The organism is Enterobacter sp. JBIWA008 (assembly GCF_019968765.1).
Classification (GTDB): Bacteria; Pseudomonadota; Gammaproteobacteria; order Enterobacterales; family Enterobacteriaceae; genus Enterobacter.
This window is the reverse complement of sequence record NZ_CP074149.1, coordinates 1205426-1227886: the sequence shown is the minus strand read 5'-3', so window position 1 is coordinate 1227886 and position 22461 is coordinate 1205426. Positions and strand designations below refer to the sequence as shown.

General features: G+C 54.9%; 21 protein-coding genes, 1 tRNA gene and 1 pseudogene. 11 read left to right on the top strand and 12 right to left on the bottom strand.

Annotated features, from left to right (window positions below):
- Positions 1–10 precede the first annotated feature (10 nt).
- From KGP24_RS05995 to KGP24_RS05975, 5 genes are all read right to left on the bottom strand, one after another.
- Entirely contained in the window at positions 11–1042 is a 1032-nt protein-coding gene (locus KGP24_RS05995) for an ABC transporter ATP-binding protein (RefSeq protein WP_223562680.1), read from the bottom strand.
- 1 nt (position 1043) lies between these two features.
- On the bottom strand, positions 1044–2618 hold the full coding sequence (locus KGP24_RS05990) for an iron ABC transporter permease (protein ID WP_223562679.1): 1575 nt from the start codon (positions 2616–2618) through the stop codon (positions 1044–1046).
- Positions 2619–2642: 24 nt separating this feature from the next.
- The gene (locus KGP24_RS05985) at positions 2643–3659 is read right to left on the bottom strand and encodes an iron ABC transporter substrate-binding protein (protein ID WP_223562678.1); all 1017 of its coding nucleotides are present in this window, start codon (positions 3657–3659) and stop codon (positions 2643–2645) included.
- 356 nt (positions 3660–4015) lie between these two features.
- On the bottom strand, positions 4016–4846 hold the full coding sequence (locus tag KGP24_RS05980) for a CPBP family intramembrane glutamic endopeptidase (protein WP_223562677.1): 831 nt from the start codon (positions 4844–4846) through the stop codon (positions 4016–4018).
- Positions 4847–5112: 266 nt separating this feature from the next.
- Positions 5113–5189: transfer RNA gene (locus tag KGP24_RS05975), tRNA-Arg, on the bottom strand.
- A gap of 278 nt (positions 5190–5467) precedes the next feature.
- Between KGP24_RS05975 and KGP24_RS05970 the strand changes: the two genes are divergently transcribed.
- From KGP24_RS05970 to fimZ, 3 genes are all read left to right on the top strand, one after another.
- On the top strand, positions 5468–6166 hold the full coding sequence (locus KGP24_RS05970; RefSeq protein ID WP_223562676.1) for an EAL domain-containing protein: 699 nt from the start codon (positions 5468–5470) through the stop codon (positions 6164–6166).
- A gap of 24 nt (positions 6167–6190) precedes the next feature.
- Positions 6191–6919, top strand: a complete 729-nt coding sequence (locus KGP24_RS05965) for a DNA-binding response regulator (RefSeq protein ID WP_223562675.1) — start codon at positions 6191–6193, stop codon at positions 6917–6919.
- Positions 6920–7719: 800 nt separating this feature from the next.
- Positions 7720–8352: a fimbria biosynthesis transcriptional regulator FimZ gene (gene fimZ, locus KGP24_RS05960; protein WP_223562674.1), complete on the top strand. Its 633-nt coding sequence runs from the start codon at positions 7720–7722 to the stop codon at positions 8350–8352.
- A 51-nt stretch (positions 8353–8403) separates the two neighbouring features.
- Here the strand turns inward: fimZ and sfmF are convergent, their stop codons facing one another.
- From sfmF to fimA, 6 genes are all read right to left on the bottom strand, one after another.
- Positions 8404–8925, bottom strand: a complete 522-nt coding sequence (gene sfmF / locus KGP24_RS05955; protein ID WP_223562673.1) for a fimbria assembly protein — start codon at positions 8923–8925, stop codon at positions 8404–8406.
- A 9-nt stretch (positions 8926–8934) separates the two neighbouring features.
- Entirely contained in the window at positions 8935–9942 is a 1008-nt protein-coding gene (gene fimH, locus KGP24_RS05950; RefSeq protein WP_223562672.1) for a type 1 fimbria D-mannose specific adhesin FimH, read from the bottom strand.
- Complete coding sequence (locus KGP24_RS05945) at positions 9935–12496, bottom strand: fimbrial biogenesis usher protein (RefSeq protein ID WP_223562671.1); 2562 nt, start codon at positions 12494–12496, stop codon at positions 9935–9937. The genes fimH and KGP24_RS05945 overlap by 8 nt, the downstream gene beginning before the upstream one ends.
- Positions 12497–12510: 14 nt before the next feature.
- The gene (gene fimC, locus KGP24_RS05940; RefSeq protein ID WP_223562670.1) at positions 12511–13203 is read right to left on the bottom strand and encodes a type 1 fimbria chaperone FimC; all 693 of its coding nucleotides are present in this window, start codon (positions 13201–13203) and stop codon (positions 12511–12513) included.
- Positions 13204–13237: 34 nt separating this feature from the next.
- On the bottom strand, positions 13238–13783 hold the full coding sequence (gene fimI / locus KGP24_RS05935; protein ID WP_023310642.1) for a type 1 fimbrial protein subunit FimI: 546 nt from the start codon (positions 13781–13783) through the stop codon (positions 13238–13240).
- A gap of 68 nt (positions 13784–13851) precedes the next feature.
- A complete protein-coding gene (gene fimA, locus KGP24_RS05930; RefSeq protein ID WP_223562669.1) occupies positions 13852–14403 on the bottom strand; it encodes a type 1 fimbrial major subunit FimA in 552 nt (183 codons plus the stop codon).
- Positions 14404–14713: 310 nt separating this feature from the next.
- Between fimA and folD the strand changes: the two genes are divergently transcribed.
- From folD to KGP24_RS05905, 5 genes and pseudogenes are all read left to right on the top strand, one after another.
- Positions 14714–15580: a bifunctional methylenetetrahydrofolate dehydrogenase/methenyltetrahydrofolate cyclohydrolase FolD gene (folD, locus tag KGP24_RS05925; protein ID WP_008499332.1), complete on the top strand. Its 867-nt coding sequence runs from the start codon at positions 14714–14716 to the stop codon at positions 15578–15580.
- A gap of 1 nt (position 15581) precedes the next feature.
- Entirely contained in the window at positions 15582–15794 is a 213-nt protein-coding gene (gene ybcJ, locus KGP24_RS05920) for a ribosome-associated protein YbcJ (RefSeq protein ID WP_116341500.1), read from the top strand.
- Positions 15795–16027: 233 nt separating this feature from the next.
- The gene (locus tag KGP24_RS05915; RefSeq protein WP_223562668.1) at positions 16028–17527 is read left to right on the top strand and encodes a PTS transporter subunit EIIC; all 1500 of its coding nucleotides are present in this window, start codon (positions 16028–16030) and stop codon (positions 17525–17527) included.
- A gap of 86 nt (positions 17528–17613) precedes the next feature.
- Positions 17614–18630 (top strand): Mal regulon transcriptional regulator MalI, encoded by a 1017-nt coding sequence (gene malI / locus KGP24_RS05910; RefSeq protein WP_223562667.1) that lies wholly within the window; start codon positions 17614–17616, stop codon positions 18628–18630.
- A gap of 73 nt (positions 18631–18703) precedes the next feature.
- Positions 18704–19231 (top strand): annotated as a pseudogene (locus KGP24_RS05905) (metal-dependent hydrolase).
- A gap of 52 nt (positions 19232–19283) precedes the next feature.
- On the opposite strand, the gene cysS reads toward KGP24_RS05905, so the two are convergent.
- Positions 19284–20669 carry a cysteine--tRNA ligase gene (cysS, locus tag KGP24_RS05900; RefSeq protein WP_023334763.1) on the bottom strand — a complete coding sequence of 462 codons (1386 nt, stop codon included), beginning with the start codon at positions 20667–20669 and terminating at the stop codon, positions 19284–19286.
- 174 nt (positions 20670–20843) lie between these two features.
- Here cysS and ppiB point away from each other — a divergent pair, with 174 nt between their 5' ends.
- From ppiB to KGP24_RS05885, 3 genes are all read left to right on the top strand, one after another.
- A complete protein-coding gene (gene ppiB, locus KGP24_RS05895; protein WP_010428247.1) occupies positions 20844–21338 on the top strand; it encodes a peptidylprolyl isomerase B in 495 nt (164 codons plus the stop codon).
- Between the two features lie 3 nt (positions 21339–21341).
- Positions 21342–22064 (top strand): UDP-2,3-diacylglucosamine diphosphatase, encoded by a 723-nt coding sequence (lpxH, locus tag KGP24_RS05890; protein WP_223562666.1) that lies wholly within the window; start codon positions 21342–21344, stop codon positions 22062–22064.
- Positions 22065–22201: 137 nt separating this feature from the next.
- A complete protein-coding gene (locus KGP24_RS05885; protein ID WP_023336837.1) occupies positions 22202–22411 on the top strand; it encodes a YdgH/BhsA/McbA-like domain containing protein in 210 nt (69 codons plus the stop codon).
- Positions 22412–22461: the final 50 nt, after the last annotated feature.

The window sequence follows — 22461 nt, the reverse complement described above, 5'->3', positions numbered from 1 at the left end:
CTAACGAATATTAAGAATATTCGAATACGCGCGCGGTGCCAGCAATATCAATGCGTACCGCCGTGCCCGGGTTCCATCCCGGCTGGCTTACGGTCCTCAGAATCACGGGCTGCTGCTGCCCGGCTAATCCGAGGGTAAGCGTCGACAGCTGGCCGGTGAAGTCCACATCAAGAATTGAGATCGGGCTTTCATGCGCTGCGCATGCCGTCACGCGTAATTGTTCAGGGCGCATCATTACCCGGCCCTGTCCTGTCGCATGCGCGTTGTCCGTCGGCACTTTACCCAGCGCGCACACGGCATACCCGGCAGCGAGCTGAGCTGGCAGGATCACTGCATCGCCAAGAAAAAGTGCCGTCTCTTCGTCAACCGGACGGGTGTAGACGTCATAAGGCGTGCCGACCTGTGTGAAGCGTCCGGAGCGCATGACGGCAACCTGCGTGGCAAAGGACAACGCTTCGTTCTGATCGTGGGTGACCAGAATCGAGGCCACGCCCGCTTCGGCCAGCAGATCGGCCGTTGCCTTACGCGTCATCGCGCGCAGGCCGGTATCCAGAGCCGAGAATGGTTCATCCAGCAGCATCAGTGAAGGACGCTGGGCCAGCGCACGGGCAAGCGCCACGCGCTGCTGCTGTCCGCCGGATATCTCGTGGGGCCAGTGCGTTGCGAGCTGCCTGTCCAGAGAAACCATCTCCATCAGCGCCTCAACGCGCTGGCGCTTCTCGTGGCGGGTGCCGTCCAGCCCCCAGGCGATATTGTCTGCCACGTTGAGGTGCGGAAACAGCGCGCCTTCCTGAGGCACAAAACCGACCCGGCGCAGGTGGGCGGGAACAAAACTGTTTTCATCAAACAGCGTTCTCCCCTGCATGACAATACGCCCGGTGTCAGGCGTTTCGAACCCGGCAAGAATACGCAGCAGCGTGGTTTTCCCCGATCCGGACGGCCCGACAATCGCCGTCCTGCTCCCCGGCGCAACGCTCAGGTTTACGCTGTCGAGCACCTGCACATCAGAAAACGATTTAGAAATGGCGGTTAATTCAAGCATGTCATAGCCCTGCAATTTTCTTCGACTGCATATAGAGAATGGCGGTCAGCGGGAGTGAAATCAGGATCATCAGCATCGCGTAAGGCGCGGCGGCCACATAATCAATTTCGCTGGTCAGCGCCCAGAATCCGGTGGAGAGCGTGCGCGTACCCAGCGGAGAGAGCAACAGCGTGGCGGTCAATTCGTTGCTGACGCCGAGAAAAACCAGCGCGGCACCCGCTGCCGCACCCGGCGCGGCCAGACGCATCGTGACGCTCCAGAGCGCCTTCGCGGGCGTGCTGCCCAGGCTGCGCGCCACGTTCTCCAGCTCGACCGGCGCCTGCGCAATCCCCGCCCGCAGGTTAATGAGCGCACGGGGCATAAACATCAGCAGGTAGGCCAGGAACAGGGTAATTTCCGTCTGGTAAATGGGACGAGCGTAATGAATAGTGACGGTGACCAGCGCCAGCGCCGTGACAATGCCCGGCAGTGAACTGGTGATATAGATGCACCCTTCCAGCATCCGGAAGATACGGTGCGGATAGCGGATACCGAGCCACGCAATGGGGATCACGCAGGCCGTCGTCAGGAGCGCTCCGCCCACGCCGAGCATCAGCGTCTGGCGCAGGGAGTGCCAGAGATCGGCACTCATCCAGTTTTGCACGCCGCCGAGCCAAATCCAGCGACACAGGACAATTAACGGCACGCCCAGCGCCAGCACGATCAGCACGATGAAAAACAGCTGACCCAGCGCGGCAGCCGCAGGCTTCAGCGGCCAGCGTTTCTGCTCGCGCGCTGCCCCGGCGCCAATGCGCGCGTAGCGCGCTTTTCCGCGCGTCACGCCTTCCAGCATTAATATAGCAAGGCAGCACAAGGCCAGAACGCCCGCCAGCATGTTCGCCGCCGGACCGCTGAAGGTAGACTGGAACTGGTCATAGATTGCTGTGGTGAAGGTATCAAAGCGGATCATCACGTACAGGCCATATTCCGCCAGCAGGTGCAGCGCCACCAGCAGCGCGCCGCCGCAGATAGCCAGCTTGAGCTGGGGAAGCACCACGCGGAAAAAGACCCGCCACGGCGGCGTACCCAGCGAAGCGGCTACATCTTCAAGCGTCGGGTCAAGGCGACGCAGCACCGCCGCAACCGGCATATAGATAAACGGATAGTAGGCAAGAACGGAAAGGAACACGCCCGCGTAGAGCCCATGCATGGACGGGACAGCGCTCACCCAGGCATAGCTTTGCACAAACGCGGGGATCGCCAGCGGGGCGACCGCCAGTGCAGACCAGATCCCTCGCCCGGCAAGCTGCGTGCGCTCGGTGAGCCAGGCTATCGCCACCCCCGTCACAATACAGAGCGGAACCGCTAAAGCCGTCAGCCACAGCGTGTTGCTGAGCAGCTCAGCAACACGCGGGCGAAACACCAGAGCCTTAATGGTTTCCCAGCCGGTCTCAATGCCAATGGCAATGATAAAACCCAAAGGCAGAAGCGCCATTAATGAAAACAACACAGCTAACGCAACCATCGGCAGTGCAGGACGCCTGCGGACAGGCTCCTGGACTTTGTTTTTTCCGATGTCGAAACTCAGACCAGACATAAGACGTTCACTTCACTCTCAGGATCACAGCAGACCGGCTTGCGTCATCAGCTCGATAACTTTTTTGCTATTGAGCGTTGAAGGTTCAACCTTCGGTGCATCAAGATCTTTCAGCGGGACCAGCTTCGGGTTTGAGGCCGCGTTCACGCCCACTGCATATTCAAAGGCATTGTTGGTACGCAGACTTTCCTGACCTTCTTTACCGGTAATGTATTTGATGAAGGCCTGCGCCTGCGCTTTGTGTTTGCTGGACGCCAGGACGCCGCCGCCAGAGAGGCTTACGAACGCGCCCGGATCCTGGTGTTTGAAGTAGTAGAGCTGGGTGTTTTTGCTGTTTTCACCGGTTTTGGACTGATCGACAAAACGGTAGTAGTGATAAATCACGCCGCCATCAATCTGGCCGGCATTGACCGCTTTCATCACCGTGCTGTTGCCTTTATAGGCAACGAAGTTGGCTTTCATTGCCTTGAGCCATTCCAGGGTGGCCTTTTCGCCTTTCAGAGCCAGCATCGCGCTCACGATGGCCTGGAAATCCGCGCCTGACGGTGATGCCGCCCAGCGGCCTTTCCACTCGGGTTTTGCCAGATCCATCAGCGATTTAGGCAACTGCTGTTCGTTCAGCTTTTCCGGGTTATAGACAAACACCGTGCTGCGGGCGGCAATGCCGATCCAGCGGCCGTGCGCAGGACGATATTCTGCCGGTACCTGCTTCAGGGTGCCTGCATCCAGCGGCGCAAACAGGTTGGCGTTATCCACCAGCACCATTGACGGCGAGTTCTCGGTCAGGAATACGTCTGCCGGCGATGCGCTGCCTTCCTGAACCAGCTGGTTACCCAGCTCGCTGTCATCACCGTTACGCAGAGTGACTTTAATGCCGGTTTCTTTGGTAAAACCGTCAACCCATGACTTCACCAGGTTTTCGTGCTGCGCGTTATAGACAACGATACCGTCGTTGTTATCGGCCGCAACCGATTGTGTGGAAAGGAAAAGCGATGAAGACAACAAGGCAAGCGAGAAGCAGGACAGCAGGCGAGAATTCATGAACATATCCTTTATAGACCAACGGGATTAACAACTCATAGCATTGTGGGACAGGATTAAAGCATACAACAACGCTAATGATAATTAGTATCAATCCAGTTTAGGCGTAAAAGTGTAAAATTTCTTTTTAGCAGGTTTTAGAGTGATAAAAACCCAAATTTTAATCTGAGATAATTTTTAGATTAAGAAAACCTTAAGCCTGTAAGCAATGAAATTCATTAGCCTTCTATTCATTTTGACGCGAAGATAAATCAGTTATTCACGCGCCCGCTATATATAAAAAGCCCCGATATTTCGGGGCTTTTTATGCTTATCCGGAGGTAGCCAAATTTATAAAGCTACTATTTTAAAACGCATTACATTGCCGCATGAGGGGCATACATCGGATAGGTGAAGAACAATAAATGCACGCAGTTCAGCCCAAAATGGAATAACGTTGCAACCCAGAGCCTGCCGCTCCACATCCACGCCAGACCGTAAATAATGCCGGAGAGGCTGGCAAAAATAATCAGTAGTAAACCGCCGCTATAATGCATCAGCCCAAAGATGACTGAGGCAATCAACAGCGCGACAACAGGATGAATAATCCGGGACAAGCGTTGCTGCAGGTAGCCTCTGAACAAGGCTTCCTCGGCCAAAGAAACGAAAAAAATATTCGCAAGGGCAAATTGAGTGAACCATTCTGGCGCATGCAGCTCAATTCTGAGTCCGCCTAACGCAACAGCCAGAAGTAACAGCGCGGGTATCGCAAGAACCAATATTCCCCAGCCGACCTTGCCAGCTTTATAGAGGGGTTTTGCGACGAATAACGTTGGCATGCACGTAATTAAAAAGAACGGCACCACTGCCTTGTCCATATTAAAGTACATACTGAACGGTATGCTTTGCGGACCAACGACGACTGCATCCAGCACTTTGGGGTTATGGAAGCCCGGGATCACATGCAAAACCAGGGCAACGGCGATGACCACGCACAGGCCTTCGACCAGATAAGTATATTTATTATTTTTATTACGTAGCCATTCAACAACAGACCAGCCAACAACGATTGATGCAATTACCAGCAGCGCCGGGACGTCAAGAATACTCTGTTTCCAGCCGAGAAATGCCGTTAATCCCAGCATCAGGTAAGCCAGGCTTTTATTAAGGGAAAGTGCGGCAAGCGAAGTTGCGAGTAGATACCACATATATGTCCTTGATGATCGGTATGTACGGTTGTTGCTCTTCCCGGGGAGCGAGTGGCGGTGCGGTAGCCCTTGCTGGAACTACGCGGCAATGACCGGTCGATGACGGAAAAAACGTTCTCACCGACAGGCTATAGAATCGGGAGCAAGATGATACACATCCAGAATTAACCATGCAAATCCGACGGTTAATATCAGGCACAGGGTGAAGGACAGGTAGTAGTTGGTGGTCAGAGGAAGAATTGACTGGATTAAGCGCTGAGGCTAAATGGCACGCCCTGTAGGATTCGAACCTACGACCTACGGCTTAGAAGGCCGTTGCTCTATCCAACTGAGCTAAGGGCGCACTGATATGCGTGAACTTCGCGGTGGTGAAACGCGAAGAATTATACGGTCAATGGCAGGTGAGTCAATGCCTTTTCCGTTTTCCACGGCAATTACCGCTAGCCGATTGTAAATACGGCTATTTTCTCAACATTCCCCCCTGTTTCACCGTAAAATTTAGCGCTGCGAAAAGGCTTAGTTGCATTTAAGTAACGCCTGCTGTTTTCCTGAACGTCAGCTCGCCACACTAGAGTCTGGTATCCCGGCCGCCTGGAGGCTGACAGACAACAGGACAATGGAGTGACAGCGCAAAACCTGATCGATACGCCCCCCCGATTACAGTACATTTCTCAGGACATCGTCGGCATTAAGCTTGAGCCCATCGTTGCCCTCACCTCTTTGCGCCAGGTTGGCGTGGAGGTACTCAGCGTCCTGTCCGACATGCGCCACAGCGAGGACTTTTTTTACGATAGGTCCGCTGACTGGTCGATAACGCTGCTTGAAGCGCAGCTTGCGACATTAAAAAAAACGCCGCAAAGTCATAACCTTTTTATTAATCTGCCGATAACCGTCCTGACAGAGCAAGCGTCTTTTCAACGACTTATCCGATTGTCAGACGCGCCGCTCAATATTGAGATTGTCGACGTTGCGTCCTTTTTGGCGCTGTCCGTCGTACAGAAGCAGCATGTCGTTCAAAATTTACGGCAACTTAACAGACAGGGACACGCAATATGGCTTGATGACGTGGATGACGTCACAGTGCAGTCGTTTTTATCCTGCCGACTCCCGTTAAGCGGCATCAAAATAGATAAGGAAGCATTCTGGCGTTTACGCAACACTCCTGCGCTGAGGCAACTGGTTTCCCTTTGCTTTCAGCTGGCCGGGAAAGTGCTTATCGAAGGTATTGAGACTGAACGCGATCGTACCTGGGCACTGCAGGCAGGCGCAGATCTCGGCCAGGGGTATTACTGGCCGTCCTGGACATGGCCGGAGGATTAAAAAGCCATTTCCAGGAGGGAGACCATGCGAATGACAGTGCGCCGTTACCGGCGGCGGCGTACAGGAAGTGATGCGCTGGGATTTACGCGCTCACCTTTTGGTCCCCCCTTTTTCGACCGACTTGAATTTTTGAGCCAGTCCATCAGCCAGCCCCGCAAAACAGACGCCCCGTGTATTCTTCTGGTGACGGAGGATCACTACCTGCGCACCGGTTTTCTCAACGGGCAATTTCCCCTGAGCAGCTGCTGCGACTACGCCACGCTGGACGACGCCCTCATCGCTCAGACCCAGTGGCCCTCAGCCCGTCTGGTCGTGGATATTGAGAGCCGGTCTACGGGGCTTCTGGAGAAACTGGATCAGTTGAGAAGGCATAGCCTGTTTCCTCCGTTCCTGACGCCCTGGCTGTTGGTCAGGGCCGATAATTACGACACCCGCCTCTTCTGCAAAGCAGCCGGTCCCTTTCATGTGCTCGAACGCCAGCTGAACGCCGCTGAGCTCCAACACAGCCTGCTGGATACCCTCCCTCCGCAGGGTACCGAGAAAGACTGGTTCTCGCGCAACGAATGGCCCATCCTGCAGGAGCTTTCCCGGGGCAAGACATTACGTCAGATTGCCCTTATGCAGAATCGCCCCTATAGCCGCATTATCTATCGTCTCAGCTGCATCCTGGTGAAGCTGGGGCTGAGCCATCGTCAGGAATTGCTGCATCTTCTTAATAACCTCTCAGACTGCACATTTTCACTGACCTCCTAACCCCTTATTTCCTAAAGATGTTTAGGAATTTACTTACCACCAACGTTGCACAATTGTTAATTCTTAACAATTAATTCGAATTTATAACTATTCCTAATTTATGGGCGAGAACCTTGTGAAATACCACAGATTAACGGAACGGCAGCACTTTCCTCCATCCGTTAAGTGAATACAGAAGGCGTTAACAAGATGATAATGATGTAAAAACAAGCAACTTAGCGACAACTGCCTGGAGTAAAAAGCGAAGCGGGTAGCATGTTCTCCTGTGCACCTGACGCCGTTATCCAGGTCAACGCAACCACTTTCGTATGAAGGTCTGGCGGCCTGCGAGGGCAATTTTTAACCTCATATTTGCAGGTTTGCCCATTTAAAAAAGGGGGATTTTTGTTAACAATTAATCAACATACAGAGATATCTGTTATTTTTTGTTATTACATAAAGATGAAAATATGCGGTAAATGGGATAACAGGATATTTCCGCTAATTTTAAAAAAATAGCGATTCAGATCCAGAAGATAATATAAACCCATACACGGATATTAATTTACAGGGTTTTCGGAAAAAACTTACCCTGTATAATAAGATGCGTATCAAATATGAATAAGAAAAACCTTTTTGCCAACACCAGCCTAATGAGATGACCGCGCTGAGGCATAGTTCTTTTCATTACGTAAACAAGGATGCTTTCGCTCTTTCCAGGGAAATACTACGGTATAGGGATCTTCACATTATATCCTTCCGGCATTTCGAGAGTTTTACAAAACTCTGCATAACGCTTTTAACAATCTGAGGCATTAAAAATGAAACCGGCATCCGTTATCATTATGGACGAACATCCTATCGTCAGAATGTCGATAGAAGTCCTGCTACAGAAAAATAAGAATATCACAGTCAAGCTCAAGTCTGGCGATAGCCATGAAGTCCTTGACTGTATCCGCAATCACCCGATCGATCTGGTGATCCTTGACATTGAACTCACGGGCACGGATGCTTTCGTTTTACTCAAGAGAATCAAGAACCTAAACAAAAATATTAAGGTTTTGTTCCTCTCCTCTAAATCAGAGTTATTTTACGCAGGTCGCGCCATTCGCGCTGGGGCAAATGGCTTTGTCAGTAAACGAAAAGATTTGGGGGAGATCTACAACGCCGTAGAAATGATCCTGATGGGCTATTCTTTTTTCCCGTCGGAAACGCTGAACTTTATAAACCATCTGGGATCGGGGAAAGGGATGGCAGTAGATATGCCATTATCGAATCGCGAGGTCACGGTATTACGATACCTGGCGAATGGATTATCCAACAAGGAAATTGCTGAACAGCTACTATTAAGTAACAAGACCATTAGTGCGCATAAATCCAATATTTATTCTAAGCTGGGTGTGCAAAGCATCGTGGAATTAATTGATTACGCTAAAGCGCACGAACTGCTATAACCTGAATTCACTCCCTGCAGCTTATCTGAGCTGCAGGGAGTGCGGTCAGTGCTAATTATAATTAATCATGAAGGTGGCATCCGCATCAGCCCGTCCGGGCTCAGGGTTATCGGCAGTGGCAATATAATTGGCATAAAATGACAAAATCGCATTCCCCTGCGCATCAACCGAGACCGGCTGGCTGGCCTGTTGAAGCGCAAGGCGCGTTTTATCCGCATCCCTGATCTCAACGGCGACATGGCTTGCTGTACTGGCGTCATTCAGCGCCAGCAAGCCGCTGTTGCTCCCGTCGGCTTTCCCCGAAAACGTAATGGACGCAGCGCCCGGTGGGCAGCCGGTCAGCTTCAGCGTAAACGGCATGGGCTGCGTGCGGCTCCCGGTGGTGCGGAGCTGTTTCGTGGGCCAGGTGCCCAGCGGGACGGTCTTGTCGCTGTCGCTGCCCTCAGCAACGCAGGTAAAATCGACGACATTGCCGTAGAGTCGAATGTTAATCTCGCCCAACGCGGTGTCCGCCTGAGCCTGAGTGCAAAGCGCAAAGAGCGCCACGGTGATAAAACGGATCCCGTTTCGCATATCGGCTCCTTAGTCGTAATCCACGCGCAAATACCCGCGCGAGGTGAAGCGCCCTTCCGCTGGCTTATTGCCCGTTACGCTTACCGGCCAGACGCGGATCCCCACCTGCGCCTGCGCGCTGTCGTCGAGGCGGAACGGGATTTTGCTCGTCAGGTTGTTGGGCGTGAGCGGCGTCCCGCTTTCGTTGGCAATGATGAACCCCACATCCGGGTTATCCGACACCAGCACATTATCAGAGACCTTTTCCGCCTCGACGCGCATCGTCAGCATGGCGTTCGCCTCCACGTTGGTGCATTTAATGGCGATGGTTTTGCTTTGCGATGAGACCCCCTCCGGCTTGTTACCCACGCCCGCCTTGCTGAACAAGGAAGCGCCAATGTCGCCGAAATCAAACTCCACCACGTTACCGGCATTAATGGCGCAGCTTTGCGGCACCTGAATAGTTCCGCTGTAGCTGATGGTATAGACCGGCGAGGTTAACGGATCGGAGGAGGTGGTGGTGACGTAGACGCGGAACATGGTGGCACGCGGAATCACTACCATGTTAATAAAACGCCGGGTCACCTTCAGGCGGAAGACCAGGCTGGAGTCCTGAACGCCAAACGGTTTGTTTTTGGAGACGTTAGGATGGCTCCCCATCTGGATATAGCTTTTGGGCGGGTAAAACACGCCAGCATAGCTGTCCGTGATTTTCATGGCCCCGTCCAGATAGTCGTTAAGCTTCAGATATTGATAGCCATCACTCGTTCCCGTTACCGGATAATCGGTCACATAGCTGCGCTTGGTGGTATTCCCGGACGTGCCCTTCGGACAGACGGCATTCACCCCTACCCACTGCGATTTCTCGCTGAGCGTCACGACCTGCCCGACCTGGTTATTCGAGCTATTGAATTTATCCGTCAGGTCGTAATGCACCTCCGTCGGCACACCATTTTCATTGACGCACACGGTCGCCAATGCGTTTGTCGCGGGCAGTAACGCCAGCAGCGACAGGGCAAAGATTTGGGTTTTAATCACAGCCGATCCCCTTAAGTGTGATTGCCTGTTGCAGGCTCTGTTCAGACAAGCTGTAAGGCGCGCGACACTGGGACTGCGCCCCGTCTCCCCACTGGATCAGCAGTTCGCCTTCCAGCGGCAGCCCACTCAGGTAAATTTGCCCGTCATCCCCCACCATGCTGGTGACGCCGCTTTTGGTCTCACGCACCACCGCGCCGAACGGCACCGGCTGGTTGCCGCGCGTTACCGTCAGCAGGGCGCGCACGCCAATGCGGGTATCAAAGCTGGCGCGTACCAGCGCGCCTTTGGTCGGCACCACGCTGCTCACGTTGTTTTCGATATCGGTGTTGTTGCTCATGGTGTTGGTATCCAGCGCCACGCGGTTGTAACGATAGACGGTGGCATACGGCATCACCGCGTAGCCTCGCCAGTCGGTTTTCACACCGGTCTGGTTTTCAATACTGACGCCCGATGCCCCCGGGGCTTTGATCAGCACGTTGGTGTCGCCCAGCGGCTGGCTGAAGGTCACGCCGTCGGCGTGGCCGACCACCCCGCCGGAGAGCTGCCAGTTGAGATCGTGCTGATCGCGGGAATAGTTGTAGCCCACGCCCAGCGTGCCGTAGGTCGCCTGCCAGTTGGCGCTGGCGCTTCCGCTTGAGCCGTTGGTGCTGGCGTGTCCCTGGGTGACGCTGTAGTTCAGGTTGCGGTCCTCGAGCAGCGTTCCGCTGACGCCGGTTTGCCAGCTTGTGTCGCCATCGCTGTTTCGACTGGCGGACGCCGTAGCGTAGGCGCGGTCAATCGCGCTGTCCCGGCGATAGCCCTGACGGGTAAAGAGGCTGAACGGCACGGAGACGTTAAACGACGCGATCCGGTCGGTGCCGTCTATCCCAACGGATTTATTCCACGACCACGAGACGGAGTAGTTGATCCCCTTCACGCCTCCCGCGTAGCCCAGCTGGTACCAGAGGTTCGTCTCGTCTGTTCCCCAGTAGGTCTGCTCGCTACCGGAGATATAGACCGAGCCGTAGTCCCCCAGAGACTGAGATACGTTGAGCTGGAAGCGGCCTTTTTTATTCCACGTCAGGTTGTGATAACTCTGCACGTCCGGCACATCGTTATCGTTCTGGCTATCGGCATACTGATAGCCCTCCATTGAGCGCCAGGCCACATCGTCGAGGGTGTAAAACCCTTTTGTGGAGTAGCGGTAGCCCAGCAGCTGGAAGTTGGTGCCGAAGCCGTTAAGGGATTTCGCATAGAGGAAGCGCAGAGACTGCCCTTCATGCTTGCTGTCGTCCGCGAGCTGGCTGCGGGCGTGGGTGATATCGAGCGAGACCGCGCCCCAGTCGCCCAGGTTTTTTCCGGCCCCGAGGGCCACCGCGGTATAGCGTGACGCCAGCTGTGTCCCGCCGTAGAGCGTGTAACCGTTGGCAAGACCGGTAATCAGGGTTCCCTGGGTGAAGAACGGCGTATCCTGATCGCTGTTACCGCTGCGATAATTCCCCGCGACGAGATCATACTTCCAGCGCCCTTCACGCTGCAGAAGCGGCACGGTGGAGTACGGCACGGTATAACGCTGCTGGGTACCGTCTTTCTCTTCCACCGTCACTTCCAGGTCACCGCTTGAGGAGGTCGGGTTGAGATCGGTAATCGCAAATGCGCCCGGCTGCACATAGCTTTGATAGATAACGTAGCCGTTCTGGCGAACCACCACTTTAGCAGGCGTACGGGCGATCCCGCGCACGGTCGGCGCGTAGCCCTGCAGGCTGTCCGGGTACATGCTGTCAGACGAGAAAAGCCGCCCACCGCGAAAACCCATGCTGTCGAAGACGTCATTCCCGGTATTGCTGTCGCCCAGCACCAGTTCGCTTTTAAGCGGAATAACGGTGCGCTGCGCCCAGGTGCCAATATTCTGCCACTCGCTGTGCCGCTGCCCGTTATTCTGCGTGTACCGCCATGCGCCGTTGTTACGTAAACGCCAGGCGCCATAGTTCAGCCCGCTTTGCAGGTTCAGATAATAGCTGTCGTCTTCGCTTCCCCGGTTACCGGTGAAGCTGTAATTCACCAGTGCGGCGGGAATGCCTTCATCCCACTGTTCAGGGGGAATATAGCCCCGGGCGCTGTTTTGTAACGCCACCTGCGGCAGGCTGACGTCCAAACGCTGTGAGGCAAAGTTGAATACCGTTTCGCTGCCGGGTATAGCCGTGTTCAACGGAACGCAGGTCTCGCCCTGCACCTTAGCGAGCTCGGGAAACGCCGTAACGTTGACGCCAAAGCGATCGAGCATCGCGCGCGTAATGCACGCCGACAAACCGCCCGCCACCGGGGGCGTGTTTTCGGCCTGCTCAAAACGCACGTCCTGGGTACCGATAAACTCATCGTTACGCCAGATATCCACGCGATAAACGCCGGGTGCCTGCTGGTGTCCTTGTTCAAAACGCGACAAATCCGCCACGCTGGCGGTGTCGTCGGACAAGAAGGCCGGGTTGAAATAACTTTCGCTCCAGCCAGCCTGCGGCCAGAGCGCAGCCATCAGCGCCAGTGCAACCGGGCAGTAACGTCTCTGGTGGTTTTTCATCGCCCTGACTCTGCTCACAGGTTGACGCTACGCGCCGGGGTGATGGCACCGTAGTCATTCACGCTCTGCCAGGAAAGCGTGCCGCTGGCACCGGCTGGCAGCGCCTGCTGAGCCGAGCTTTTCGGCGCAACCATCAGGTTATCCAGCTTCTGCCCGCCCAGCTTCATATTGACGAGGGTGATGTAATACGGGGAAGCGTTGCTGACTTTGAGATGGTTGCCCGCGCGCTCAAACCGCAGCTGGGAAAGCGCCTCTTCCGGCTGCATCGCCAGGTTATTCGGGCGCACAAACAGCTTGATGCGTGACAGGATCGCCAGCTGCAGCACGTTATTGTTTTCCGTTTTCGCTTTGTTCACCGACGGGATAGCCTTCACGTTCATGTAAAACAGCGATTCGCGATCGGCAGGCAGCGCAGGCCCGGCGTAAATAATACGCAGCGTGTTTTCACTGTTCGGCTCGCTAACAAACAGGGGCGGAGTGACGGCAAACGTTTTTTCTTTTTGCCCGCTCGCATTTTCGATCCACGCGTTAATTAAATAGCGTTCCTGTTTGTTGCTGTTGGTGATCGCCAGTGACGTTTGTTTCGCCTCTGCGGGATAAATAACGCGCGTGGCCCCCAGCGCAATACCGCCGGATGCATTTGCGCATGCAGAAACCATCATCAAAATAAACGATAGAAACAATCCTGGTTTAATTAGGGTATTCATCACAACCGTACCTTTAATAATGTGTTCGCAGGTGTTATGGATAAATCAACGTAAACCAGACATCCGACTGAATTTTGCCTGGCTCGAGGTGTTCGGAAATAGCCCGGTAGCGGGCGCTAAAATGGAACGCGAGCTCGCGGGTATCGATCGGCAGCCAGCTGACGGCCGTGGCGTTTGGGATTATCTGACGCTGCTGTTCATCAAAGAGCGCCAGCCCCACGCCGCTGCTGACAGGGGTTTCACCGGGCCGCGATGTCGCCAGAAAGACCTGCGGATCTTCCGCGGGCGTGACGCCCTGAAACTGGATCCCCACGGTGCGCGAAACATCAACGCTGCAGTCCAGCAGCCGCACGGTAAAAGGCACATTCACCGTGGAAAAACTGCCCACGCCGGAAAATGAATTGGTTCGGTACTGCCCCATGTCGATGCGCATATTCTGGCTGTCGGGCGCCACGGCGCAGCCGCCGTTCACCAGTTCACCTCTGAGATGAACCTTGCCGCCCTCGATCACCACGGTATGCGCCGATGCCGGGCAAGCCATCGCAAGGGTTAACAGCAGTAGTGTTCCAGTCCTTGTCATCCTTCGTTCCTGGCAATAGCGTATGACGGGCCTCGTCCCTGAGGCCTGAACATCCCTGTGCGGAGGAATTATTCGTATTTCATTACGAAGGTGGCGTCAGCGTTCGCCTGGCCTGGCTCGGTAGTGGCAGCCGTTGATTTATAACGCGCGGTGAACTTCAGGGTGTTTGTCCCTTCGATCAGCGTCTGCGCAGCAGAGAAGGTCGCACCGTCTGGGGTCAGCACGCTGGATTTGCTGTCGAGGATCTCAATGCCCACGCCTTTCGCGGTGTTGTCGTTGTTACCGGAAGTGACAGCCAGCAGGGTTTTGTCCGTTGGGTCGATCTGACCGGTGAACGCAACCGCTGCCGTTTGAGCAACCTGCGGATCGCAGTCATTCAGTTCAATGTTGAATGGAATATTCGAGGTGGTGTCGCCCACTTTGGTAAATTTCGCGGTACGATACTGACCCAGATTAACGGTCTGCTCGGAAGAATCAGTATTTACTGAACAAGCAGCATTAACCAGCTCCCCTTTAAAATGCACGGTACCGCCATTGACGGAAACCGGATCTGCATGAGCGGCACCCGCGACCAGAGCCAGAGTTGCAATAACAGTAGAAGCAATGTTGCTGAGTTTCATGTCTATTCCTTTAAAATGTAAATAACCCTTCCCGCGAATAATCGGGAATAAGAAATACGTTCAATTGAGTAATTGAAAGCTTATTTCGGAGGAGACAAAGTAGCTCAGGAGGCGATTTTTAAATATGTCAAAACGCTGCCATTTCGCCAGGTCACATCCTAATCCCGCCTAAGAAATTGACCATCCCCTAAGAAGGGTTTTTGCGTCTCGCTGATAAAAACGCGTAAAGGGTGACTGACAGCGACGCTCGCTTCTGACAAAATACACGCCATCCCCCCTTTCAAACGTTACAGACGGAATCTTCTCTCTGATGGCAGCAAAGATTATTGACGGTAAAACGATTGCGCAGCAGGTGCGCTCTGAGGTCGCTGAAAAAGTGAAGGCGCGAAAAGCAGCCGGAAAACGCGCCCCCGGGCTGGCCGTTGTGCTGGTTGGTAGCAACCCGGCATCGCAGATTTATGTCGGCAGCAAGCGCAAAGCGTGTGAAGAGGTCGGCTTCGTCTCCCGCTCTTACGATTTGCCGGAAACCACCAGCGAAGCAGAACTGCTGGAACTTATTGACACCCTGAATGCCGACAAAGAGATCGACGGTATTCTGGTTCAGTTGCCGCTGCCAGCAGGTATCGACAACGTGAAGGTGCTGGAGCGTATCGCGCCGGATAAAGACGTAGACGGCTTCCACCCGTACAACGTTGGCCGCCTGTGCCAGCGCGCGCCGCGTCTGCGCCCCTGCACGCCGCGCGGTATTGTGACGCTGCTGGAGCGTTATAACATCGACACCTACGGTCTGAATGCCGTGGTCATCGGTGCGTCCAACATCGTGGGCCGCCCGATGAGCATGGAGCTGCTGCTGGCCGGCTGCACCACCACCGTCACCCACCGCTTCACCAAAAACCTGCGTCACCACGTCGAGAACGCCGATCTGCTGATCGTCGCAGTCGGCAAGCCGGGCTTTATTCCGGGCGAGTGGATTAAAGAGGGTGCGATTGTCGTGGACGTCGGGATTAACCGTCTGGAAAACGGCAAAGTGGTCGGCGACGTGGTGTATGAAGATGCCGCGGCTCGTGCCTCCTACATCACGCCGGTACCGGGCGGCGTAGGCCCGATGACCGTTGCCACACTGATTCAGAATACTTTGCAGGCGTGCGAAGAATATCACGACGTAGAGGACGCATAAGATGGCCACATTTTCATTAGGCAAACACCCGCACGTTGAGCTGTGCGATCTGCTCAAGCTGGAAGGCTGGAGCGAAAGCGGCGCGCAGGCGAAAATCGTCATCGCCGACGGGCGGGTGTTAGTCGACGGCGCGGTAGAAACGCGCAAGCGCTGCAAGATTGTCGCGGGCCAGACCGTGAGCTTTGAAGGACAGAGCGTCACCGTTACGGCCTGAGCATTCTGATGCCCTCACCCTAACCCTCTCCCCCGGGAGAGGGGATAAAAATCCCCATACCCCCCATCGCGGTTATTTATCGATCCACTTCAAATAATCACTATTTCATCTGTTGAAAAGTGAAAATTCAGTTGCGCGTTTTTCACTCTTTGCCCACGATAAGTAGAACGTTCTACTAAAACGTTCTACTTACAATAACAGCGCCAATAAAGCGCTACTCGGGGGAAATCAGCATGAGTCTGATATCAGGGTTTGTTAAATCGCTGTCTAAGTTATCGATGATTGGTCGCGCCTTAATGCTGCCAATTTCACTGCTTCCCGCTGCGGGCCTTCTGCTGGCCTTCGGCGATAAGTTCCATCTGCCGCTGATGATGAACGCGGGCGGGGTTATTTTTGATAACCTGCCGATGCTGTTTGCCATTGGCTCCGCCGTGGGTCTGGCTTCAGAATCCGGCATCGCGGCGCTGTCTGCGGCGGTATCGGTGTTTGTCACCAATATCACCATCAGCACCGTGCTGAGCATCACGCCGGAAATGGCCTCTCAGGGCGGGAAATACGCCATGGTGGTCGGCATCCCGACGCTGCAGATGGGCGTCTTCGGCGGCCTGATCTGCGGTATCCTCGCGGCCTGGTGCTATAACCGCTTCCACACCATGCAGCTGCCGGAGTTCCTGGGCTTCTTCTCCGGCAAGCGCTTCGTGGCCATTGCAACGGCGTTTCTGTCGTTCCTGATGGGGCTGCTGCTGCCGTACGTCTGGCAGCATATTCAGGCCGGTATCGACGCGCTCTCCGTGGTGGTGAACGGCGATAATCAGGCGGCGTCGACCTTTATCTTCGGACTGGTGGAGCGTGCGCTGATCCCGCTTGGCCTGCACCACATCTGGTATCCGTCCTTCTGGTATTCGTTCGGGGATTACACTACCCAGGCAGGCCAGGTGATCCACGGCGACCAGACCATCTGGTTCAAAATGCTGGAAGAAGGGGTGAAGTCCTTCAGCAGCGACACCTACCAGAACGCCGGTAAGTTCATGCAGGGCGAATTCCCGCTGATGCTGTTCGCGCTGCCCGCCGCGTGCCTGGCGATGTATCACGAAGCCCATACGAAGAATAAGAAAATCGCGGCCGGTATTCTGTTCTCCGCGGCGCTGACCTGCTTCCTCACGGGGATCACCGAGCCGGTCGAGTTTACCTTTATCTTCGTGGCGCCGATCCTGTACGTCTTTAACGCCATCATGGCGGGCCTGGCGTACATGACCATGTATCTGCTGCATGCGCATATCGCCAAGTCGTTCTCCGCAGGCTTTATCGACTATCTGTCATTCGGGATCCTGCCGTCCTTTAACGGCTACAAGACCAACTTCCTGAATGCGATTATTATCGGTATCCCAATGGGCCTGATTTATTACTTCACGTTCCGCTTCGTGATCCGTCGCTTCGACGTGAAGACGCCTGGCCGTACTGAGGTGACCGCTAACGCGGATGATAAGTCTGATTCAGAACTCGCGACCGAGATCATCACCCTGCTGGGCGGGGCGCATAACATCGACTCCGTCGGCGCCTGTATCACCCGTCTGCGCCTGGAAGTGGCAAAAAGCGAGGCGGTCGATAAAGATGGCCTGAACGGACTCGGCGCGCGCGGCGTGGTGTTTGTCGGCGACAACGGTATTCAGGTGATATTCGGTGCCAGAGCACAGTTTATTGCCCAGAGCATGTCCACTATGGTCGGCAAATAATAAGATGCCTGAACGACGCGTCTCCTGTAGTCTGGGAGACGCATTGTCGTATCTGACTGATAATCGGTGAATTTCAGGGAGCGGTTTTGAAGAAAGTCAGCATTATTGATGTCGCAAAGCACGCGGGCGTGTCGGTCTCAACCGTCTCGCTGGTTTTGCGCCAGAAAGGGAAAATCTCAGAGGCAACGATCGAGAAGGTCAACGCTGCCATCAATACGCTGGGCTATGTTCATAACGTCGCCGCTGCCAACCTCCGCGCCAATACGTCCAACCTGATTGGCCTGATCCTCCGTGACTTTAGCGACAGTTTCTCCATCAAGGTGATGGCGAGCATCGTCCAGGATCTTGAAAAACAGGGGTATATGGTTTTTCTCGGCCAGCCCCAGAACGACCATGACCATCTTGAGCGCTGCCTGCTGTCGTTTAAGCAGCAGGGCGTCGCCGGGGTTATCTATCTGGCTTCGGATACCCGCACCTCTACCCTACCGGAACACATTCGCCGCTGCCCGTTGCCGCTGGTTGTGGTCTCTCAGTCGCTGTTGGATGAAAAATGCAATCTGGTGATGCGCGACAACCGTCAGGCGGCAAATCTGGCGGTGCGTTATCTTATCGAGCGCGGCCATCGCAATATCGCCTACATTGGCGGACGTGAAGGATGTCTTATCCGCGAACAGCGCCTGCTCGGTTTTCGCAGCGCGATGACGCAGAACGGGCTGGTCTGGCGCGATGAATACTCTCCGGCCTGCAGCGATGACACCCTGGCCGCGGGTTTCGCGACCCGCCAGCTGCTGGAAAAAAACAACACCATCACCGCCCTGCTCTGCCACTCGCCGGATGCCATGATCGGCTCCATCTCCGGTATTCATCAGGTAGGACGAACGGTGGGCAAAGATGTGTTTCTGACGCAGCAGGTCGCGCTGGTCGGTTTCGAAGATATGCTCCACGTTAACCTCACCTCGCCGTCCTTTACCTACGTGTCGTCCGCCAGCGAAGAGACGGGGCGTCAGGCGGCCGGGCTGATTATTCGCACGCTGAAGGAGCCGACGCTGCAAACCCAGCGCATTACGCTTTCCGGGCAGCTTATCGCGCGCGAGTCGGCGTAAAATCAGAATTTAAAACAGGTCTGCCGGCGCGGGATTGCTGCTATATTTCCATGATTTGCCATGGATAATAGCAATGCCTACCGTTATTACGCACGCTGCTGTTCCGCTTTGCCTGGGCTTAGGCCTGTGAACCAAAGTTATTCCTCCCCGCCTGCTGTTTGCCGGGATTGTCCTCGCCATGCTGCCGGATGCCGACGTGCTGGCGTTCAAGTTCGGCGTCGCGTACGGCAATGTTTTCGGCCACCGCGGCTTTACCCACTCCCTGCTGTTCGCCTTTGTGGTGCCGATACTTTGCGTGCTGATTGGCCGACGATGGTTCAGGACCAGCCTGACGCGGTGCTGGCTGTTTTTAACGGTGTCATTGCTGTCGCACAGCCTGCTGGATTCGATTACCACGGGCGGGAAAGGTGTCGGCTGGCTGTGGCCGTGGTCAGATGAACGCTTCTTTGCGCCGTGGCAGGTCATTAAGGTCGCGCCGTTTGCGCTGTCGCGCTATACCACGCCGTACGGGCATCAGGTGATCGTTTCAGAACTGCTGTGGGTGTGGCTGCCGGGAGTCGTGCTGATGGGGTTGCTGTGGTGGAGGAAACTTGCGCGCTGATGCCCTCACCCCGGCCCTCTCCCACGGGGAGAGGGTTAGGGTGAGGGGAAAATTACTTACGGCGCCAGGTGGTGCCCTGCGGGCCATCTTCCAGAATGATGCCCATCTCGGTCAGACGGTTACGCGCCGCATCTGCCGCCGCCCAGTCTTTTGCCTGACGCGCTTCCAGACGCGCTTTGATCAACGCTTCAATTTCCGCCACTTCACCGTCGTCCGCCTGCGCACCGCTCTGCAGGAACACGTCCGGATCCTGCTCCAGCAGGCCGAGCACGGAGGAAAGCTTACGCAGATGGGACGCCAGCGCATTCGCCGCGGCCATATCTTCTGACTTCAGGCGGTTCACTTCGCGCGCCATGTCGAACAGCACGGAGTAGGCTTCCGGGGTGTTGAAGTCGTCGTTCATCACCTCAACAAAGCGTGCTTCAAACGCTTCGCCGCCTGCAGCAGGAACAGACCTGTCGGTACCGCGCAGCGCGGTGTATAGACGCTCCAGCGCCGAGCGCGCCTGCTTCAGGTTCTCTTCGCTGTAGTTCAGCTGGCTGCGATAGTGGCCGGACATCAGGAAGTAGCGCACGGTTTCCGCGTCGTAATACTTCAGCACGTCGCGCACGGTGAAGAAGTTACCCAGCGATTTAGACATCTTCTCGCGATCAACCATTACCATTCCGGAGTGCATCCAGTAGTTCACGTACTCGCCGCCATGGGCGCAGGTGGACTGCGCGATTTCGTTTTCGTGGTGCGGGAACATCAGATCCGAACCACCGCCGTGAATGTCGAAGTGTTTGCCCAGCTGTTTGCAGTTCATCGCGGAACATTCAATGTGCCAGCCCGGACGGCCTTCGCCCCACGGGGATGGCCAACTTGGTTCACCCTCTTTCGACATTTTCCACAGCACGAAGTCCATCGGGTTACGCTTCACGTCGACCACGTCGACGCGTGCACCGGCCTGAAGCTGGTCCAGATCCTGACGGGAAAGCGAACCGTAGGTTGGGTCCGTCGGCACCGAGAACATCACGTCACCGTTGTCCGCAACGTAGGCGTGACCGCGTGCGATCAGCTTTTCCGTGATCTCGATGATTTCGTGAATATGGTGGGTCGCTCGCGGCTCGCTGTCCGGGCGCTGAATATTCAGGGCGTCGAAATCTTTGTGCATTTCGACGATCATGCGATCGACCAGTGCAACGAAGCTTTCGCCGTTTTCATTAGCGCGCTTGATGATTTTGTCATCGATGTCGGTGATATTACGCACGTATTTCAGGGTATAGCCCAGGAAACGCAGGTAGCGTGACACCACGTCAAAAGCGACAAAGGTACGGCCATGGCCAATGTGACAGAGATCGTAAACCGTAATACCACACACGTACATGCCAACTTCCCCGGCATGGATAGGTTTAAATTCCTCTTTTTGGCGCGTCATTGTATTAAAGATTTTTAACATCGAAGATTCCATGTAAACACGTGTGTGGTTGAAAACCGGCTATTCTACCCGTAATTCAAACCCGAAGCAGCACACAATGCAAGGTGATCGCATCCTGTGGTTATGCTATAACAAGCCCCTATAGATGACCCGAACGCGGGTCGACGTACCACAATAACGGAACAGGATGCAAAAATGGTTACTTTCCACACTAATCATGGCGATATCGTAATCAAAACCTTTGATGACAAAGCGCCTGAAACAGTTAAAAACTTCCTGGACTACTGCCGCGAAGGTTTCTACAACAACACCATTTTCCACCGCGTGATCAACGGCTTTATGATCCAGGGCGGCGGTTTCGAACCTGGCATGAACCAGAAAGAGACCAAAGAAGCGATCAAAAACGAAGCGAACAACGGTCTGAAAAACACCCGCGGTACGCTGGCAATGGCCCGTACTCAGGCGCCTCACTCTGCCACCGCGCAGTTCTTCATCAACGTAGCGGACAACGACTTCCTGAACTTCTCCGGCGAAAGCCTGCAGGGTTGGGGCTACTGCGTATTCGCAGAAGTGGTTGAAGGTATGGACGTGGTTGACAAGATCAAAGCCGTCTCTACCGGTCGCAGCGGTATGCACCAGGACGTTCCTAAAGAAGACGTTGTGATTACAAGCGTGACCGTCAGCGAGTAATTCGTGGCGACACTCTTTATTGCGGATCTGCATCTGCAAACAGAAGAACCGGCGATAACCGCCGGTTTTCTGCGTTTTTTACGCGGTGAAGCGAAAAGCGCCGATGCGCTGTACATCCTGGGCGACCTGTTTGAAGCCTGGATTGGCGACGACGACCCTAACCCGCTGCACCGTGAAATGGCAGCCGCCATTCACGCGCTCGTGGATTCCGGCGTCCCCTGCTACTTCATTCACGGCAACCGCGATTTCCTGATCGGCAAGCGCTACGCCCGCGAAAGCGGCATGACGCTGCTGCCGGAAGAAAAGGTGCTCGATCTCTATGGCCGCAGGGGCCTGATCATGCACGGCGACACGCTCTGCACCGACGATACCGGCTACCTGGCGTTTCGCGCTAAAGTCCACACCCCGTGGATCCAAAAGGTGTTCCTTGCCCTGCCGCTGTTTATCCGCAACCGCATCGCCGCCAGAATGCGCGCGGGCAGTAAAGCCGCCAACAGCAGCAAATCCATGACCATCATGGACGTTAACCCGCAGGCGGTGGTGAGCGTGATGGAAAAGCATGGCGTTCAGTGGTTGATCCACGGCCATACCCATCGTCCTGACGTCCATTCCCTTATCGCCAACGGCGAACAGGCCCATCGCGTGGTGTTGGGTGCATGGCACTCAGAAGGCTCCATGGTCAAAGTCACGCCAGAGGGCGTGGAGCTGATCGCGTTTTCGTTTTAACCCCTCACGCCATCATTCTATTTTTTTGAATAACATCGGCAAATTGTTTCGATTTTAATCAGCTCGTGGTCGACCTATTATTTATCACATCAGGGCAACACGCCCTATCCCAGATAAAATACTTGAGGAATACGACCATGAAATCCATCAAAACTTTCGTTGCAGTTGCCGCTCTTTCCCTGGTTTCTTTCGGTTCTTTCGCGCAGAGCGTGAGCGCAACCGCCTCTACCCTTGACCGCGCAGAAGCGAAAATCGCCGCGCAGGCCGCTGAACAGGGTGCCTCTTACAAAATTACCAGTGCGCAGTTCAACAACCGCGTACACATGACAGCCGAACTGACTAAATAATGATTGGCAAACAACGAAAACAGACCGCCAGAACGCGGTCTGTTTTGTTA

Excerpts from the sequence above, each read along its gene's own strand:
- KGP24_RS05995 (WP_223562680.1), bottom strand. The coding sequence starts at position 1,042 with ATGCTTGAATTAACCGCCATTTCTAAATCGTTTTCTGATGTGCAGGTG.
- KGP24_RS05990 (WP_223562679.1), bottom strand. The coding sequence starts at position 2,618 with ATGTCTGGTCTGAGTTTCGACATCGGAAAAAACAAAGTCCAGGAGCCT.
- KGP24_RS05985 (WP_223562678.1), bottom strand. The coding sequence starts at position 3,659 with ATGAATTCTCGCCTGCTGTCCTGCTTCTCGCTTGCCTTGTTGTCTTCA.
- KGP24_RS05980 (WP_223562677.1), bottom strand. The coding sequence starts at position 4,846 with ATGTGGTATCTACTCGCAACTTCGCTTGCCGCACTTTCCCTTAATAAA.
- KGP24_RS05965 (WP_223562675.1), top strand. The coding sequence starts at position 6,191 with ATGCGAATGACAGTGCGCCGTTACCGGCGGCGGCGTACAGGAAGTGAT.
- fimZ (WP_223562674.1), top strand. The coding sequence starts at position 7,720 with ATGAAACCGGCATCCGTTATCATTATGGACGAACATCCTATCGTCAGA.
- sfmF (WP_223562673.1), bottom strand. The coding sequence starts at position 8,925 with ATGCGAAACGGGATCCGTTTTATCACCGTGGCGCTCTTTGCGCTTTGC.
- KGP24_RS05945 (WP_223562671.1), bottom strand. The coding sequence starts at position 12,496 with ATGAAAAACCACCAGAGACGTTACTGCCCGGTTGCACTGGCGCTGATG.
- fimC (WP_223562670.1), bottom strand. The coding sequence starts at position 13,203 with ATGAATACCCTAATTAAACCAGGATTGTTTCTATCGTTTATTTTGATG.
- fimI (WP_023310642.1), bottom strand. The coding sequence starts at position 13,783 with ATGACAAGGACTGGAACACTACTGCTGTTAACCCTTGCGATGGCTTGC.
- fimA (WP_223562669.1), bottom strand. The coding sequence starts at position 14,403 with ATGAAACTCAGCAACATTGCTTCTACTGTTATTGCAACTCTGGCTCTG.
- folD (WP_008499332.1), top strand. The coding sequence starts at position 14,714 with ATGGCAGCAAAGATTATTGACGGTAAAACGATTGCGCAGCAGGTGCGC.
- ybcJ (WP_116341500.1), top strand. The coding sequence starts at position 15,582 with ATGGCCACATTTTCATTAGGCAAACACCCGCACGTTGAGCTGTGCGAT.
- KGP24_RS05915 (WP_223562668.1), top strand. The coding sequence starts at position 16,028 with ATGAGTCTGATATCAGGGTTTGTTAAATCGCTGTCTAAGTTATCGATG.
- cysS (WP_023334763.1), bottom strand. The coding sequence starts at position 20,669 with ATGTTAAAAATCTTTAATACAATGACGCGCCAAAAAGAGGAATTTAAA.
- ppiB (WP_010428247.1), top strand. The coding sequence starts at position 20,844 with ATGGTTACTTTCCACACTAATCATGGCGATATCGTAATCAAAACCTTT.
- KGP24_RS05885 (WP_023336837.1), top strand. The coding sequence starts at position 22,202 with ATGAAATCCATCAAAACTTTCGTTGCAGTTGCCGCTCTTTCCCTGGTT.